At 44.0% G+C, this 16,755-nt stretch carries 14 protein-coding genes; 2 read left to right on the top strand and 12 right to left on the bottom strand.

Going from position 1 to position 16,755, the window contains the following annotated elements:
- Positions 1 to 80 precede the first annotated feature (80 nt).
- Positions 81 to 599, top strand: coding sequence for a DUF302 domain-containing protein (locus tag ACTXGK_RS18575; RefSeq protein ID WP_443515686.1), 519 nt, complete (start codon positions 81 to 83; stop codon positions 597 to 599).
- 92 nt (positions 600 to 691) lie between these two features.
- Here the strand turns inward: ACTXGK_RS18575 and ACTXGK_RS18570 are convergent, their stop codons facing one another.
- The 8 genes from ACTXGK_RS18570 to epmB all read right to left on the bottom strand — a co-directional run bounded on the left by ACTXGK_RS18570 (position 692) and on the right by epmB (position 11,622).
- Positions 692 to 979 (bottom strand): DUF4031 domain-containing protein, encoded by a 288-nt coding sequence (locus ACTXGK_RS18570; protein ID WP_443515688.1) that lies wholly within the window; start codon positions 977 to 979, stop codon positions 692 to 694.
- A gap of 106 nt (positions 980 to 1,085) precedes the next feature.
- On the bottom strand, positions 1,086 to 3,326 hold the full coding sequence (locus tag ACTXGK_RS18565; protein ID WP_443515690.1) for a transglutaminase TgpA family protein: 2,241 nt from the start codon (positions 3,324 to 3,326) through the stop codon (positions 1,086 to 1,088).
- A complete protein-coding gene (locus ACTXGK_RS18560) occupies positions 3,323 to 4,294 on the bottom strand; it encodes a hypothetical protein (protein WP_443515692.1) in 972 nt (323 codons plus the stop codon). Before ACTXGK_RS18560 ends, ACTXGK_RS18565 begins: the two co-directional genes overlap by 4 nt.
- A gap of 155 nt (positions 4,295 to 4,449) precedes the next feature.
- The gene (locus ACTXGK_RS18555) at positions 4,450 to 5,478 is read right to left on the bottom strand and encodes an AAA family ATPase (RefSeq protein ID WP_443515694.1); all 1,029 of its coding nucleotides are present in this window, start codon (positions 5,476 to 5,478) and stop codon (positions 4,450 to 4,452) included.
- 48 nt (positions 5,479 to 5,526) lie between these two features.
- On the bottom strand, positions 5,527 to 5,985 hold the full coding sequence (locus ACTXGK_RS18550) for a c-type cytochrome (protein ID WP_394213645.1): 459 nt from the start codon (positions 5,983 to 5,985) through the stop codon (positions 5,527 to 5,529).
- A 58-nt stretch (positions 5,986 to 6,043) separates the two neighbouring features.
- The gene (locus ACTXGK_RS18545) at positions 6,044 to 8,131 is read right to left on the bottom strand and encodes an EAL domain-containing protein (RefSeq protein ID WP_443515696.1); all 2,088 of its coding nucleotides are present in this window, start codon (positions 8,129 to 8,131) and stop codon (positions 6,044 to 6,046) included.
- A 330-nt stretch (positions 8,132 to 8,461) separates the two neighbouring features.
- Positions 8,462 to 10,201, bottom strand: coding sequence for a cyclic-di-GMP receptor FimW-related protein (locus tag ACTXGK_RS18540; RefSeq protein ID WP_443515698.1), 1,740 nt, complete (start codon positions 10,199 to 10,201; stop codon positions 8,462 to 8,464).
- 413 nt (positions 10,202 to 10,614) lie between these two features.
- Positions 10,615 to 11,622, bottom strand: coding sequence for an EF-P beta-lysylation protein EpmB (gene epmB / locus ACTXGK_RS18535; protein ID WP_443515699.1), 1,008 nt, complete (start codon positions 11,620 to 11,622; stop codon positions 10,615 to 10,617).
- A gap of 162 nt (positions 11,623 to 11,784) precedes the next feature.
- Here epmB and efp point away from each other — a divergent pair, with 162 nt between their 5' ends.
- Positions 11,785 to 12,357 carry an elongation factor P gene (gene efp / locus ACTXGK_RS18530; RefSeq protein WP_443515700.1) on the top strand — a complete coding sequence of 191 codons (573 nt, stop codon included), beginning with the start codon at positions 11,785 to 11,787 and terminating at the stop codon, positions 12,355 to 12,357.
- A gap of 197 nt (positions 12,358 to 12,554) precedes the next feature.
- Here efp and ACTXGK_RS18525 read toward each other — a convergent pair whose 3' ends face one another.
- The 4 genes from ACTXGK_RS18525 to ACTXGK_RS18510 form a co-directional block, all read right to left on the bottom strand.
- Positions 12,555 to 14,330 (bottom strand): GAF domain-containing hybrid sensor histidine kinase/response regulator, encoded by a 1,776-nt coding sequence (locus ACTXGK_RS18525; RefSeq protein WP_443515702.1) that lies wholly within the window; start codon positions 14,328 to 14,330, stop codon positions 12,555 to 12,557.
- Positions 14,331 to 14,351: 21 nt separating this feature from the next.
- Positions 14,352 to 15,233, bottom strand: a complete 882-nt coding sequence (locus tag ACTXGK_RS18520; protein WP_443515704.1) for a tRNA threonylcarbamoyladenosine dehydratase — start codon at positions 15,231 to 15,233, stop codon at positions 14,352 to 14,354.
- 54 nt (positions 15,234 to 15,287) lie between these two features.
- Positions 15,288 to 16,241 (bottom strand): TatD family hydrolase, encoded by a 954-nt coding sequence (locus ACTXGK_RS18515; RefSeq protein ID WP_443516026.1) that lies wholly within the window; start codon positions 16,239 to 16,241, stop codon positions 15,288 to 15,290.
- A gap of 168 nt (positions 16,242 to 16,409) precedes the next feature.
- Positions 16,410 to 16,574 carry a hypothetical protein gene (locus ACTXGK_RS18510; RefSeq protein WP_443515705.1) on the bottom strand — a complete coding sequence of 55 codons (165 nt, stop codon included), beginning with the start codon at positions 16,572 to 16,574 and terminating at the stop codon, positions 16,410 to 16,412.
- Positions 16,575 to 16,755 lie beyond the last annotated feature (181 nt).

Here is a 16,755-nt window from a genome sequence, read left to right as displayed (position 1 = left end):
CGTGTTGCCATCACCGGTCTGATGACGCACAATAAGTATTCGGTATTGCCACCTACTACGGACCGCTAAAGGATATCACCATGATTAAAACTGTCTCTATTGCCGCTCTAGCATTGGCCGTTTCATCTTGTGCCAGTGTCGATACGTTTTTGAATAAAGCCGATACTACTGGTTCAATGACAGAAAAAACCCAGTCAATCAATGCTGAAAAAGGCCTAGTAACCTTGCAAAGCAATCATTCCGTCCAAGATACCGCAGATAAGCTGGTCTCAATTATCGAAAGTAAAGGTATGACAGTGTTTGCACGCGTCGATCATCAAAAAAATGCTCAGAGTGCAGGCTTGTCATTACGACCAACACAAGTCATCATATTTGGCAACCCCAAAGCGGGCACGCCTTTGATGAATTGCGAGCAAACTGTCGCCATTGATTTACCGCAAAAAATCCTCATTAGCGAAGATGCCGATAAAAGGGTATGGCTCTCATACAATAATCCTGAATATCTAAAGACACGCCACAATATAAAAGGCTGCGATACCGTTATTGATAATATCTCAAAAGCACTTAACGCTGTCAGCACGGCGGTAGTTGCCAAATAATACCAAACAAGAAAAGTATAATCTGAACAAAGAAAAAGGCAGGTGAGCAAAAGCTTCACCCACCTTTTTCTTTGTGTGGCCTATAAGCTGCATCAGTAACTATCAGATAGTGATATTTCAGACTGCAACTCTACTTTTAATTTTTTGGCGCATTCAATAATCTTTTTTCTGTCTGCAGGAATTGCCCCTTGTGCAATAGCTGTTTCGCGCATCTGTACGGTGATATCATAATGTGGATAGCTGGCATTACGGTGGAATAAACGCGGATCTACCTCAATGAATGCTGCAAAATCATGCAGCTCTTGCAAACTGTCCGCAAGCATATGGCACCACCTATAGCCTTTGAATTTTATCTGCACAAAATCTACATATACCGCCATATATACATCTCTCTTGCTTACTGATATTTTTGAACTGGTCTTCAATGCAGTTTATCAGACATTTAATAATTAAGGCCTCTAACCCCAATATCAACTAATTGAGAAGTTACAGTAACTCACGCACATTTTTTTTGAGTTGCTTGAGTAGTTTTTGATACTCACTATGGCTAATATCCAAGTTACTCAAGCGTCCATAGCGTAACTGACGGTAGTTTTGTCTAATTTCAATCAGCTTTGTCTGAATCGCTATTGTATTTTCACTGTCTGTTAAATGACTGGAATGACGGTGAGTACCGTCATCTAGGCGACTATCGATAGCAGATGCTAAGCGTTCTAGCCAAGCTAACTGCCCTTCATGCTCCTCTCGAGCCAGCAATTTATCACGCTTACCGATACGTTTTGAGAGCTGAGCAAGTGGCAAATCTGCTGGGTGCCAGCGTTTGCGGCGGTGGCGCCAAATGATGAATACTAAGGTAGCCATAATGATAACAGCACTGGCCGCTAACCAGATGATTTGCTGCATGATGGAGCTGATGTTGAACCACTTTAGGAGCGAATCTGCTTGTTTGTCTTGGTCATAGCCAACCACATCTTTTTGCCAGTAATAGCTGGCTTGGTCAGATAAGCGACGTAGCGTTTGCAGCATTTGATACTGCTGATAGCTGATTTGTGCGCTGGCACCACTGCCAAACATGGCTGCGCCTTGCTGCTGGGTCATCGCATTCATACCTTGCTCAACCCGCTCAGGCGCCACAAATGACGTTGGATCGACGCGTACCCAGCCTTGACCTTCAAGCCAAACCTCAGTCCATGCATGCGCATCCATCTGCCGCACTTCCCATACGTTGCCATTGCGACTGGGCTCGCCCCCTTGATAGCCTGCTACTACTCGCGCTGGGACACCTGCTGCGCGCATCATAAAAGTAAAGCTTGAAGAGTAGTGCTCACAAAATCCTGCTTTGGTCTGAAACAAAAACTCATCAATACGGTTGGCATTGAGTCGTGGCGGCGATAACGTATAGCGAAATTCTGTTTGATTGATCCAGCGCTCGATAGCAGCCATGTAGCGCACGGGATCTGATCCTGATTGCGCAAACAACTGCTTAGCAAGCACGCGTGCTTGAGGGTTGCCTTCATTAGGCAGCGCAAGATTCACACGCCTTGATACATCTGTCAGAATTGGGTCAATACGCATCGGCGCAAACTGCACTACATCATAACGCAGCTGCTGCGTGACTGGCTGATCTTTTGATAACGTAAAGTTTGAGGTAACGTTGATATCTGGCTGCTGAGAAAAAGGATAATCGAGTCCGAATAGCCAGTTTTGCTGAGTAGGTTCTAGGATAATTTGATAGCGAGTAGGTGCGGCTTGCACTTGCTCAGGAACGGTAGCGAAGGCATTTTGAAACCATGTTGGTGCTGGCGACCTTGATGACCATTGACTTACCTGATTGCTTGGTCGCCATGTGACCCCGTCAAAATCACTAAACACGAGTCCCCGCCAGTAAAGCTGCTGTTGCGGTGGGCGCTCATCGCCAAACTCTACGCGAAAAGCTAGCTCAGTTGACTGGCCTAAATTGGCAAAATCACCAGGTGACATGCTATCAGAGACACCTGTGGTCGCTTGCTGACCTGATAGTTGTACTGACCACAGCGGTGGCAGTCTTGGGAAAAATAGAAACAGCACGACTAACAAGGGTAACGCGCCAACTCCCAATACGCCCAAGGTACGCAGGCGCCCATCACCGCGAGCATTACTATCATCATTGAGCGCAATAAACGCCAGTAAGACGATAACTGCGCCTAATATCACCTCTAACGTCGTCAGCAACCCTTGGTCCATCAGAAATAAGGCCGCAAGTACAAATAGCGATAAATTCAACACCACATAGGCATCACGGCGCTTGTACAACTCCCAAAGCTTACTAGCAAGACATAGCACTAAAAACGCCACACCCATATCTAGCCCAAAAGCTGTGTTGTAAGTCAGCCACAGGCCTACTAGGCCTAATAAAAAACCCAGCATCTGCATACTTTGATAGACACGCTTCAGATGCGATATTTTTTTTAGCCGACTCTTGAGACGCGGTAGTTGGGCAATGATACTAACCGCAGCAAACCCGATTAACCATAGTGGTAAATGAGCGGCATGCGGCAACACGACTGCTACTTGAGCAATTAGCACCCAATAATAGGCTGGTAGAGCCAGTAGTCGTCGATACCATTTATTATTAGTAGTATTCGCGGCAATACTGCTTTGTGTTTGAATACGTTGACCGAGTGCTAACTGCTCAAAGCTTGCCGTTTTTGTGGCATCGGTTGCAGAAAACTGCTTAATTTCAGTCATGGTGCTTTCGCCAGCCTTAGCAAGCACGCTTGCGCAAAAGTCTCACCATCACCCACCGCTGCGCTAGCAGGCATATCATTGGGTAAGCGCATTTGAAAGGGCACGCCTAATTGACCCAATGTTAACGCTCCATGAGCCAATTGCGCAAGCTTCTGTTCGTGATGTGCAGCTGGCATATCTGCATAATCAAGTGTCTGCTCATGACCAACAGGATCTGCAAAGTGCTTGGTAAACATACCTTGGCCCCGTGCTACATGGCCCCAAGAGACTCGAGCCAGCGACTCCCCTTCGACATAATTATCCAGTCGTTCAAAGTCGTCTTGTCCTTGTCGATACTGCCCACCAGTTGGCAGATCCTCCGAGCTTGCAACTGAATACTGTACCTGCCAGTCAAATACTTCAGGTTTGGGATATACCCAAGTCTTACGCGAAAAGTAGACGTAAGACCAAGCACGCATAATACCTAACGGATAAACCGTTTTGATTATTAGTCGTGGCAGCTCAAAATGGCCGCGACTGTAGGTTTGAATAGGTAAGCGAATAGTTTGCTCACTTTGTAGACTCGTTACGAGTATGGAGCTTTGCCGATTCGTGCCAGCTTTATCCTGCTTGTCAGCTCCTTGCTCAAACTCAAATAATAACTGTCGCCGTGGTTGACGGCTTTCACTTTTGAGTTGCAGCGTCACCCAAACGGGCGTACCTGCCTCTGTCATAGTCACTTCTAGCAGACGCACTTGCAGACCCGATATGTGCGCAAAAGTCACATGAAAACTAATCAACCAAACGCTGACCAGATAAAAACACAAGCCAAGTACCAAGTTATTACCATAATTGATACCCGCGATAAAAGTAATCACTAATAGCACGGCAAATAGCATGCCCTCACGACTAAAAAAAATATAGACGTTGCGTAGATTGAGCGTCGCGCTATCATTTTTGGGTGCGCGCGAGGCAAACCAACGACTCATTGCTGACCTGATTGACGCGGTTAAGGCTTTTGGTAAAAAGCTCATGACTACCCTATTCTTACCATGTAATTGACCCTAGTCGCTCGTCCTCAGACTAACGGGCTCAATGATATGGCCATGTATTATCAAACCTGCTCGTACTACAACATGGACAGCTAAACGATGACAGGCACGTCTGCTAAGATGCGTTGGGCGATGGTCTGCGATGCTTGCCCACCTACTACTTGTGCAGGTGCAAAACGCTGACCGAGACGATGATCAGCCACGGCGGCAAAGACCGCTTGGATATCCTCAGGCGTCACCTCCATATGCCCTGACACATAAGCATAAGCCTGTGCAGCACGCTGTAGTGATAGCACGCCACGTGGTGATAACCCGTGATACTCTTGGCTTGCTCGAGTCTTTGCAACGAGTCTTTGTAAATAATCTAATACCACGTCCGCCACATAAACTTGTTTTACGCCTTGTTGTGCCAATAGCACAGCCTCAGTATCAAGCACCGCATCTAAATCTTTTAATAGCTCACGGCGATCTTGACCTTTTAGTAGTTCACGCTCTGCCATAGGTGATGGATAGCCCAATGACAGACACAGCAAGAATCTATCCAACTGTGATTCAGGTAACGGATAGACGCCAGCTTGTTGCAGTGGGTTTTGGGTTGCAATAACAAAAAACGGCTGCGGCAAGGGATAAGTCTGCCCATCTTGCGTCACTTGTCGCTCTTCCATTGCTTCGAGTAACGCGCTTTGCGTTTTGGGGCTGGAGCGATTGATTTCATCAGCGAGTAGCAATTGAGTAAAAATAGGACCGGGACGAAATTCAAAGCGCAATTTGCTTTGATCGTAAATACTCATCCCTAAGATATCGGCAGGGAGCATGTCGTTGGTGAACTGCACTCGGCTAAAACTCAGGCCTAACAGCTGAGCCAAACCTTGAGCTAGGGTTGTCTTACCCATACCGGGTAAGTCTTGTAGCAATAAATGCCCACCTGCCAGTATGCCACTGAGTGCCAATTTAACTGCTTGCGGTTTATCCAATACAATTTGGTTCAATTGCGCCATCAATTGTGCAATTTTCTGCTGATTGCGTTGTAAGTCGACGGCACTAGGAGCGGACTGACTAAGCGTTTTGGTTATTTTTTGATATGTGGGTGATGGTGCTCTATCGTTAGGGGCATGGGTCATAGTAAATTATCGGCTCATTTTTTGGGTCATAACGATCAACCATTAAGGTCAGTTCGCATCATCTACGACAATCGGCGCATCAGCGCGGAGGGTTGATAAATACGCAATAACATCCGCGCGCTCTTTGGCATCTGGCATAGGGTCTGATAGCATCTTTGAATCTGGCATGGCTTTTTGTGCATCCGCGATATAGGGATCGAGTGTTTTGGCATCCCATACCCATCCTGACTCTGTGAGCCCTTTGCTATAGGTATAATCTTTTAGCTCAGCAGCTGGTGCGCCGTATATATTCATTAATTGTGGTCCCTTTTTATTGAGACCAGCATTACGTTGATGGCACTGACCACAGGCATCTTTATAGATCAACGCGCCGTTAACTGCATCTCCTTCAGTATACAATGGCAAGGTCACAGGGTCGCGATGATCAGGCGGTGTATGCTCACAAGCAGTGAGCAATAAAACAGCGGCAAAAAGACTGCTTATTTGATATTTATTAATAATAGACATTTTGGCAATCTTTGGTTGGTGAGCATTAGCGATAAAGATTTTGTAGCATCGCGATATGTTAACTGGCGATCTTTAGCGTTTTGCTAGGCTCTTCTAAATAGTATCCTTGCAGATAGCGCGCCCCCACACTCCATGCGACTGACATAGTCGCTGCATCTTCAATATACGGCATTAGCACATCAACATTTACCTCATTGGTACGCGTGATAAGTGACTTAACCGTGTCTAAGTTATCTGCTGAGTGGATATCTTGTACATAGTTACGGGCCAAACGCACGACGTCCGGCTGCACTAAATTGGCAATTTCGATAGATTTGGCAGAAGATCCAAAATTATTGATGCCCATTTGACAGTTGACTTCATTAAGGGCCGAAAACTGAGATTTTGCCACAGTTAAATGGTCCGAGATGTCTTTTTCGTTAAATTGCAATGTTAACACACCAGCAGCGCCGCCTACTGCCTTGATCAGTTGGCTTGCAACATTGGGCAATTTCTTATCAATCAATGAGGCACTGGTTAGCTGCACCAATAGTCTGGCTTCAGGATACTCTTTACGGACATCATTTACTTTTTTACAAGCATTAATGAGTACCCAGCGATCTATTTTTTCAAGTAACTTATGTTTCTTGGCAACAGCCATAAACTGATCAGGAGTCAATACCGTGTTATCGGCATCGGCCAATGGCAGTCGCAGATACACTTCAAAAAAGTCACTACGATCTTGATTGATATCATATATCGGTTGAAATGACAGCTCAAATCGACTGTTTGTAATAGCATCAATCAGAGACTCAGCAAGCGCATGATCATCACTATTGGCATGCTCACTTGGATCATATAGATGATAAGTGCCACCATGGTTAGAGGTTTCGACCATGATCTGGCTAATAGCATCCATAGCACGCTCTATTATTATAGCGGGCTCTGCGGTATTTTTTTCGATTTTGACGATCGCAATACTCACCGTGGTACTCGTCGTACGCTTATCTACCTCAATGAGCATCTCACTGATACGCGAACCGATGTTCTCAGCCAACTCTTCGAGCTCTGAGGTAGTTTTGTCTTTGACAAGTATCATAAATGCGGTATCACTAAAGCGGCTGACATGTCCGTCCGATACCAGCTCATCTAGTGTATAGGCAACCTGTTTGACAGTCGTATCTACTCCTTGCAGACCGAGGCTACTTCTTATTTTTCCAATGTTATCGAGCTGTACATAGAGCAATGCTGCTGTCAGTACGCCTTGAGTTGCTTGCTGGTGCACTATCGCCATTTGCTCCTCAAAGCCGCGGCGGTTATTCACACCTGTCAGGTTATCTTTACGCTCTGCTTCAGCCAAGCGTTTGGCAACCTCTGCGCTGTTGCTGGCATTTTGTTGTATGATAATCTGAGTAACGGGTTCGCCATCTAAAGTCGCAGATGCCAATTGTAATTTTGCCTCAAAAGTACTGCCATCCGTGCGCACGCTTTCAAAGTTAAACTCGACTTCGTCACGGCTACCTTTATCGAACTGACGTAGAAATTGCTTGAAATCCTTGACGCTATCGCCACCTGAAATCAAATCAACAACAGGCACACCTATGGCATCATTCATTGATCGAAAGCCAAACAATTGAAGATAAGGATCATTGGCAAAGATATGGATACCTTCATCGATATAGGCAACTGCACTTTTTGAGTTCTTAATCAGCACATTAGCACGTTGCTCTGCTTCTGATAGGACATGACGTAGTTTCTTGAGCTCACGGCGACTACGTAAGCTGTCATGCTGTAAGCAGATAGCCATAACGATAGCCATCTCTTGATCAGCCTTGAGTGCTTTGACCATGGTTCCGCTCATCACCGCAGGCAACCCCTCATCATTACACGCGGTCGATATTGCCTCATCCTTCATCAAATAAATCATCGGCAAATCAATGCTCTGCTCTTGAATGATGCCAACCACATCCGTAAAGCTCATATCATAGGCACTACCGAACACCAGCACATCCCACGACTGGCGCAGTACTTTTAATAGCTCTTCTTTATCATCCAAAAATCCTAAATTCACGCTGTCATAATAATCGCTCAGTAGATGTACAAGACGTTCAGCATAGAGCTGATCATCGTTAATCACTAATAAATTTAAGGTGGACTGAATGCGCATAGGTAGCCTTTTAATCTTATGGTTGTATCTTTATCTCTTATTTTTGACACCTTATACTGTTTCCAAAAACTAACCTAGCTTAGAAAACACTATAGAGAGTAGGCTCAGTGAGTATTGTGATAGTGGCTGAGTTTTAGTTGGCATGATATATTCTAGCGCCCGAGGTATCTTATAAATTAGAGTAACAATATCCCTCATTATAGACAATAATTTGGTTGACTGCAGGTTAACTTATGACCTTGTTTGTTTAATATCATTATCAAAAAAACATCAGCCTTTTTTCTTATAAGGTATAACCTATCTTTCTTTCAATAAATTTATAAATAATCATTATTTAGCTATTTCGTATTGACTAAACCCGTCAGTCATCAGTAATCTACGACCCAAACGTAAATGGGTCTGTTTACTGTTGATACGCATGATGACTCTATCATCAGGCTGAAAGTAAGACGAAGGTACGATCAGCGAACTCATGGTTTGCAACTCCTCATCCTTGCCAAGAATCAGCGCTGGCACAAAATGATGGTTCTGTGGGTCCCTCCCTTCCAAGCGCAATCCACATGCCACAATCTGATGACCAAGCAATTGCCATTCAATCTCTTTGTCTTTGGTATCAAAATGTCGCCAACGCACTACCCCTATTGACCGATCAGGCTGCTCTGTCATATCAGGTTGACAGACCAAGAACAAACTCATGATATGTAATGATGGCGGTGTGGTTGCAACAAGCTCGCCATCTATCGTATCCATGTCAAGAGCTTCCTCTCCAACATGCTCTTCATTCAAGACATCTACTGTTGGTACCAATCGCAGTGTACGAAATATTGACAGACTGTCATGGCTGTCAAACACTTCTATGTCTAACGCGCTGTTACTGCTTTGCTCTGCATTAACCGTGTCATAACGAGGGCGCTCGTCTATGGATAGCTCGTCTATTGCTATCAAGCTAGCAAAGCTGCTCGAATCACCAACATGGTGGTGGATACTGTTAAAACCAGCGATTAAGCTCGCACGGTGTTTGACACTATATTTAGTAGGCAGCGTGAGCTGTGGCTGTAGATAACGATAACTGATGGTCATTGATATCGTATTTAACAGACCGTGTCCTATCCCTACATTACTGCCCTCAATGGATACCTGCCTACGTGAATTAAAATACTGCACCATAGGAGTCAGCTCTAGAAACAAGCAGTCATGGTGATCTTCATAGGGATTTATCTCAGAGTTGGGCGTTAAATACGTTGGTGGTTTATCACTCTGTAAATCCACGAACACTCGTGTCTCCGTCGTTGGTTCGATTGTCGCGACAATATACTGAGACCATTCAGGCAATAAACGTTGCACCAATAGAATATTAGGACGACGCATGGCACGTACATTCAGTAAACTGTGCAAGCATATTTGGCAATAAAGCTGGTGAATATTATTTGTGTAGGGTGTCACTGTTTCTCGATTCAAATCGAGATGAGACACACGCTGTTGATAGGCGAGATGATACAGCTGATTAATTCTCGACCAGAGATAATCTGATGGCTTGCGATAGCAAAGTGCCTCTTCACACAATAGCTTGTGGTACCTCAGTAGCGACTGATAAATGGCAACAGTAAGCGTATTGGCGCGCTTTTTATTGGTATTAAAATAGCGTGGAAAACCTTTCTTTGAAATTTTTTTTGGCTGACTGTTTGATATTAATTCTTGACGACGTACAACCTTGTCATAAGCCAAAATAATCAAATAATGCAAGGATTTTACTTGAGCCACATAACCCAACTGCACCTCGCTCAGCGCGCTTGTTTCATAAATATACTGCTGCCGTAACGTGGCAATCAACCTATCTGAAACATCGCTCACGGCCGTTATCAGTTTAAGGCGTTGCCGCTCATCTATATTGGACTCGCATAATACGGAGAGGACTTTTTCTAAGTGCTCAGCTTGCTGCTCTTGGGTTTGTGAAGATAGCGTTGTCAATAGCTTGAGCAAATGATGCTCTTGGCCGTTCACTGATTGATTTGGCGTTGGTAGTGGCTCTTTGGAAGAAAGGGCTTCTTGAAACATAGATAAAGTTATCATCAGTATTCCTACTCACTGTTGGTCACTCTGAGTAAGTTTGCAAGAGGCAAGTATGCAACCACACAAAGTAGAGCAATATTAGATAAAAAAGAATGTGTACTACTGCTCTTTTTAAGGAAGCGGTACCGTCAATGCTTAGCCGCTGTAATTCCAGATAGTGTATTTTTAAATGCTATATGGCGGCATATCCGTACAGTATATGAATTAAAGCAGTCAAAGTCGTAAAATCAAATGCTATATGCCATTCAGTAGCTATATTCGCACTCTATGCGACAACATTCTAGCGAGACCATCGATAGATGAGCACAATAACCCCAAACGCTCTATTATTAGAACCATTAGCAACTGGCTAATGGTTCTAATAAAAACCATCCTTTGTTTAGTAATTTTTGCGAAACCCTATATTGCCTATATTAATCGTGATTGTAAATGTCAATCGGCACCTTAAATGGTCTATTCGGCAGTTCTCTGACCAACTTAGGTACCAGATATCCTGGTAATGCTGCCAATAACGACCAGTAGAGCTCAATTGACGACCGCTCGTCGCTATCAAAATGCGCAGCACCAGCCACCTTATCTAAAACATGTAGATAATACGGTAGCACGCCACAAGCAAACAAACGCTGGCTTAATTCTGTCTGAGCATCGATATTATCGTTAAGACCTTTTAATAGTACTGCTTGATTTAGCAGCGTCACGCCAGCTGCGCGAGCACGTTGCAGGTATTCTGCTGTGAGCGCATCAATCTCGTTGGCATGATTACAATGGATAACCATCACGATACGGCAACGACTCTGAGACAGTCTGTCTAATAGTGCATCATCCAATCGGGCTGGAATAACCAGCGGTAGACGGGTATGCAGTCGAATCGTCGTCAGCTGCGGAATAGATTCCAAAGTATCTAACCATGCAAATAAACGTCTATTGGTCACATTTAAGGGATCACCGCCGCTCAAAATAACTTCATTGATTTCAGGGTGCGCGCTGATGTAGTTGATGATATTTTCTTTTGCATCAGCAGTTGGCATATTGGCGCTATAGTCAAAATGCTGACGGAAACAGTAGCGGCAATGAATCGCGCACGCCCCAGTGATTGTCAGTAATACTCTTGATTGGTACTTATGGAGCATACCTTTGACAGGGTTTTGGCTATTTTCGCTTAAAGGGTCCGCTACATAACCTGTTACATTGATTTGCTCTTGTTGGTCTGGCAGTACTTGTTTTAATAGCGGATCATCACGGTCGCCGATGGTCATTTTTGCTACAAAGCCACGCGGCACACGCAGCTCAAAATGCTTTGGCACATAGACGTCTGCGCGCAATGATTCAAGTTTTAGGAGACTGAGCAGCTCATCAACAGAGGTAATGGCTTCCGATAATTGCGTTTGCCAGTTTTTTTGTGTGATTAAATGGTTTATCATGACAGCCTACTACCTGTGCCCAAAATCGGATATTATACGCCCTTAGTGTCTACCCTATCAAAGTATACCGCTAACACGTAAGCACTTGGCTTGGCAGCAACTTTTGGTACAGTCAGCCTCATATCTATCTACTACCATATCTACAACCCCTAGGAGTCTCTTGTGGCAAGTTTTTCTACTAATGAATTTAAAGCTGGTCTAAAAGTCATGCTTGATGGCAACCCTTGTGCCATTCTTGAAAACGAGTTTGTTAAGCCTGGTAAAGGTCAAGCCTTCAACCGCGTTAAGCTGCGTAATCTTCGTAGTGGTAAAGTATTGGAGCAAACATTCAAATCAGGCGACAGCTTAGAAGCGGCTGATGTGATGGATACCGAAATGAACTATCTATACAACGATGGCGAGTTTTGGCATTTTATGCATCCTGAGAGCTTTGAGCAGATCCAAGCTGACAAAAACGCCATGGGCGATGCACCTAAATGGCTAAAAGAGAACAGTAATGCACTGTGTATCATTACCTTATTCAATGGCGCGCCTTTATCAGTAACGCCGCCTAATTTCGTTGAGTTACAAATCACAGAAACCGATCCTGGTGTACGCGGTGACACCTCAGGCGGTGGTGGTAAACCGGCTAAACTAGAAACTGGTGCCGTGGTACGTGTACCGCTATTTGTACAGCAAGGTGAAATCGTCCGTGTTGATACGCGTACGGGTGACTACCAAACTCGTGTAAACTAATAGCGTAATAAGCATGATTGATCGCTGAGATTGTTGTGCTGATCACTAATAAAAAAGCTTAACCGCTATATAAACGGTTAAGCTTTTTTGTATTTACAGCGGCTGTATTTATTGTCGCATAGTCGCCTTTAACGTTTAGTAGCGCCTAGTATTTAATAGTCATTGCCATGGCAGTTATCATGATAATGACCTGTGACCTACTCTTCTTCTAATTGCTTTTGTATCAACCAATATTGTACCAAAGCATTTAGCTGCTCCTGTTTAAAAGGTTTGGTGCAATAATCTTGCATACCGACTTTTAAGTACTTTTCGCGCTCTCCATCCATGGCATTGGCAGTCAAAGCAATAATAGGTGGTAGGTCTTGAGGGTCATAAAGCTCATGCAGCTTAATAGTAGCCTGTACGCCATCCAAAATCGGCATGTGATGATCCATCAAGATGACATCATAACGTTTGGGAAATAAAGCAAAAGCTTCAATCGCTTGCTGGCCATCAGTCACATGAGTGACGGTATGACCACTATTGGTCAGTGCCTTTCTAGCAATAATGGCATTAACGGTATCATCTTCTACCAACAAGATATGACCTGCACGCTCGTGACTAGGCTCTGCCATTGTGAGATCATGGGAGTCTTGCCATGTTTCGTATTTCTCTTCATCAATAGTCGGTAGCGGCAATAACACTCGAAATGTAGTACCAACGCCTACGGTACTATCGACACAAATATACCCACCCATCAGATCGACAAGAGATTTGCAGACGGAGAGCCCAAGACCTGTACCACCATAGAGGCGATGCGTGAATTTATTGGCTTGATCATAAGCATCAAATATTGCCTCTAATGACTCAGCTTTTATACCGACACCTGTATCTGTGACCTCGATACATAAGGTCATATTTTTATCCGCCTTACGTTCTAACGTCTCCTGCCTCATGCTATTTTTGTCAATATTTTCGCGATAGCAATTATTCATATGCTTGACATCAATACTCACTCTCCCGCCTTCACGGGTAAACTTAATCGCGTTATTGACAAGATTTGCGATGATTTGTTTGAGGCGTACTGGATCTCCTTTCACATAAGGTGATAATGACTCGGTATAATGGTAATCTAGCGTCAATCCTCGTTGACGTGCCTTGATAGAAAATAGGCTGACCACCTCATTACATAATGTAGATAAATTGAGTGGAATAGAATCAATATACATTTTTCCAGACTCAACCTTTGATAAGTCCAAAATCCCATTAATAATCACCATCAAATGCTCATTAGAGACTTTGATATTATCTACATATTCTCGTTGTTCAGCACTAAGCTCAGTGTCGCCTAGCATCTCTACCATACCAATGATACCGTTCATTGGTGTCCGTATTTCGTGACTCATATTGGCCAAAAAGTTAGATTTCATCTCATTGGCATGTTTGGCATCACGTTCTTTATCCTGTAGCTTCAACGCATCTGCTGCCATCATCGCAAACTGCGCCAATATCTCTTTTTGTTGGTCACTAAAGCTATGGTTGGGCTTGGTATCCATCAGGCATAATGAACCTAATCGGTAACTTTTATTGCCCTCATTCAAAATGATCGGTGCACCCGCATAAAACCGCAAATGAGACAAGCCAGTAACTAATGGATTCTGACGAAAGCGACTGTCCTCCAATGCATCTGGCACCACAAAGACTTCGTTAGATAAAACCGTATAATTACAAAAGGCTACTTCACGTGTTGTGGTACATACACTCTCAGTCTCACTGTTGAATTTGCAGGCTGGTTTTAAATATTGCGTTTCCTCATCCATAAAAGTGATCGTTACCACCGGCACATCAAAAAACAGCTTTACGAGTGCAACGAGTCGATCAAATGCAGGCTCCTCGTCTTCATTGAGTACCTGATATTTTTTCAACTTGTTGACACGCTCTACTTCATCTACCGCTACTGGGTAGCTGCTTTTAGGTGAGTTAGATATAGACAAGATAGACTCCATTAAATAATATCAGACGCTCGATTGGCGACTCGTCTGCTTTATCAATAATTGTAACGCTTCATTCACCATAATCATTGCGACCACCGATGTGACGACTACTGCTGACCCATAACCACCACATTGTAGCCCGCCTGCTTGGCAGCTCTTATCCACATTTGGTGGCTCGGTAGAATAGACACATTTGATACCGAACTTCTCTTTTAGCGCGCTGTTGATGCCTTTTTCATGACGCAGCTTGTTACGCAATTTGGCAAGCAATGGATCTTGATAGCTATCACGCAAGTCGCTCACTCTTATTTGACTTGGATCTATCTTACCACCTGCACCGCCTGCACAGACCAGCTTCAATTTATTAAAACGGCAATGCAGGGCAATCGCCAGCTTGGCATTCATATCATCCACGCAATCTAAAATCACAGTAGGTCTACCTTGATCAGCGGCTGCTTTCGCTTCATGGCGACTCGGCAATAGCGCTGCGACGTTTTCGACGGTCAAGAAATCATCAACGAGATTTAAGGTGACTTGAGGATTGATCTCTTGAATACGTGCCGCCATTGCTTCGATTTTGCTTTGACCAAAAGTACTGTCTAGCGCTGGTAGCTGCCGATTGACATTAGAAGCAACCAACACGTCCAAATCAACTAAAGTAATAGTTCCTACTGCCGTTCGCGCCAACGCTTCTGCTGCCCAAGAACCAACACCACCTACCCCGATGATATAAACATGCGACGCTGCAAACGTATCGACAGCTGATGTACCATAAAGCGTGCGCGTACCTTGAAAACGGCGGTCATACTGCTCATTCTTTTCATCTACGCCAGCTTGTACATTATCATATTCGGCAGTGGCTGGCTCTACGGCTGGGTGCTCAATTTGTCTGGTTTCATTCATGGCTTTTTAGATACTCTTCTTAAATATTTTGACTGTGCTTGCTTCATCTTGTAATTATAAGTTTAATAATTGTGTTGGGTAAGCCCAGTTTACCTTTAGGGCATCGCAGCTATTTTTCCATAACTGTTTAGCAAGTTTATCCTGTGAGACACCCAATAATTCACTTAAACTTGACAATACCCAAGGCAAATTAGCAGGAACATTCCTATCATGTGTGTGGGTTGCCTCCCATTTATTGTCTGGGCTTTGTCCAACGGCTGGATGCTGGCTATTTGAATTTTGACACATAATCGGTGTCATGTCCGGACAGTCTGTCTCAACCACCAAGCACTCAATACTATATGTATCCACAGCAGCCTGAATAGCGCGGCGCAGTTTTTTGGCGTTCGGATTGGTCACCTGTCCTGTAACGCCCAGCTTGAACCCTAGTTTTACAAAAGCTTTGGCCTCTTGTTCACCGCCACTAAAACTATGCGCAATACCGCCCAATGTGTGAGCATCGTATTCGTGCGCTTTTAATATAGCGAACGCTTCGGCATGCGCCTTACGAATATGAAGCATTACGGGCAACTGGTGGGTCACAGCGATATCTAGCTGCGCCTCAAAGAACCGCTTTTGTTTATCAAATACGTCAGGCTCTTTCATTGCATCAGTAAAGGTATCCAAGCCGATTTCACCGATGGCTAATGGTCGACGGTAAGCAACCATTTGCGCTAATTTCATTAGATGAGCATCAGTATGCTGCTCGATATAAAAAGGATGTAAGCCTAACGCAATATGGGTACAGAAATTAGACTCGTTATGTTCATCAGTGTCTATGCCAAAACGCTTTGATAACTTATCAATCAACTGCTTAGTGTCATACATACGCTCAAAATGCTGAGACAGATAACCAACCAGTACGAGATGACGTATACCTTCGTGGTAAGCGCTTTGAACTTGCTGCTCTCGATCATTATCAAATACTGGCGCGTCGAAATGCGTGTGTGTATCGATAAGGGGATACATAATGGTTGATACTTGTTTTGCCTTAGTCGATGACTCAAGAACAGACACTGATACACTCCAAAAATAACGTCTTTAGCAAAATACTTTGTCAATCATCATATTATACAAATGGCTGTAGTAACAGCTTATTCAATCTATGCGGCGTTCAATATAAAGCGTTACGATTCTTTATTGGGCGTCATTACCGTGGTGACTGCCCTTATTTTTCGAATTTGCTATATTAGCGTCAGTGATTTCATCGGCTTTTCGGCTACTGCGTCGAGGGATGACCAATAATGCTGTAGCAACCGCACTCAAGACCAGCCACTTTCTTAACTTTTCATGGTTTGCCATTGTTGATCTCTACCTATCATTTAACCATAAACCTTAGCACGTAAAAAGCAGATATATAACATTATCCTACTAATGTTTAGTATACGTAAAATATGGCTATGGCTATGTTTATCTGTGTTACGAATACGCAAGCCAATGTACGATGTAACTTTTGTTTATTACATCGTACATTGGCTTGTGC

The organism is Psychrobacter sp. T6-5, assembly GCF_052258485.2.
Lineage (GTDB): Bacteria > Pseudomonadota > Gammaproteobacteria > Pseudomonadales > Moraxellaceae > Psychrobacter.
This window is presented reverse-complemented; position numbering and strand designations above follow the sequence as displayed.

Excerpts from the sequence above, each read along its gene's own strand:
- ACTXGK_RS18550 (WP_394213645.1), bottom strand. The coding sequence starts at position 5,985 with ATGTCTATTATTAATAAATATCAAATAAGCAGTCTTTTTGCCGCTGTT.
- ACTXGK_RS18540 (WP_443515698.1), bottom strand. The coding sequence starts at position 10,201 with ATGATAACTTTATCTATGTTTCAAGAAGCCCTTTCTTCCAAAGAGCCA.
- ACTXGK_RS18565 (WP_443515690.1), bottom strand. The coding sequence starts at position 3,326 with ATGACTGAAATTAAGCAGTTTTCTGCAACCGATGCCACAAAAACGGCA.
- ACTXGK_RS18520 (WP_443515704.1), bottom strand. The coding sequence starts at position 15,233 with ATGAATGAAACCAGACAAATTGAGCACCCAGCCGTAGAGCCAGCCACT.
- ACTXGK_RS18515 (WP_443516026.1), bottom strand. The coding sequence starts at position 16,241 with ATGTATCCCCTTATCGATACACACACGCATTTCGACGCGCCAGTATTT.
- epmB (WP_443515699.1), bottom strand. The coding sequence starts at position 11,622 with ATGATAAACCATTTAATCACACAAAAAAACTGGCAAACGCAATTATCG.
- ACTXGK_RS18545 (WP_443515696.1), bottom strand. The coding sequence starts at position 8,131 with ATGCGCATTCAGTCCACCTTAAATTTATTAGTGATTAACGATGATCAG.
- ACTXGK_RS18510 (WP_443515705.1), bottom strand. The coding sequence starts at position 16,574 with ATGGCAAACCATGAAAAGTTAAGAAAGTGGCTGGTCTTGAGTGCGGTT.
- ACTXGK_RS18560 (WP_443515692.1), bottom strand. The coding sequence starts at position 4,294 with ATGAGTCGTTGGTTTGCCTCGCGCGCACCCAAAAATGATAGCGCGACG.
- ACTXGK_RS18570 (WP_443515688.1), bottom strand. The coding sequence starts at position 979 with ATGGCGGTATATGTAGATTTTGTGCAGATAAAATTCAAAGGCTATAGG.
- ACTXGK_RS18575 (WP_443515686.1), top strand. The coding sequence starts at position 81 with ATGATTAAAACTGTCTCTATTGCCGCTCTAGCATTGGCCGTTTCATCT.
- ACTXGK_RS18555 (WP_443515694.1), bottom strand. The coding sequence starts at position 5,478 with ATGACCCATGCCCCTAACGATAGAGCACCATCACCCACATATCAAAAA.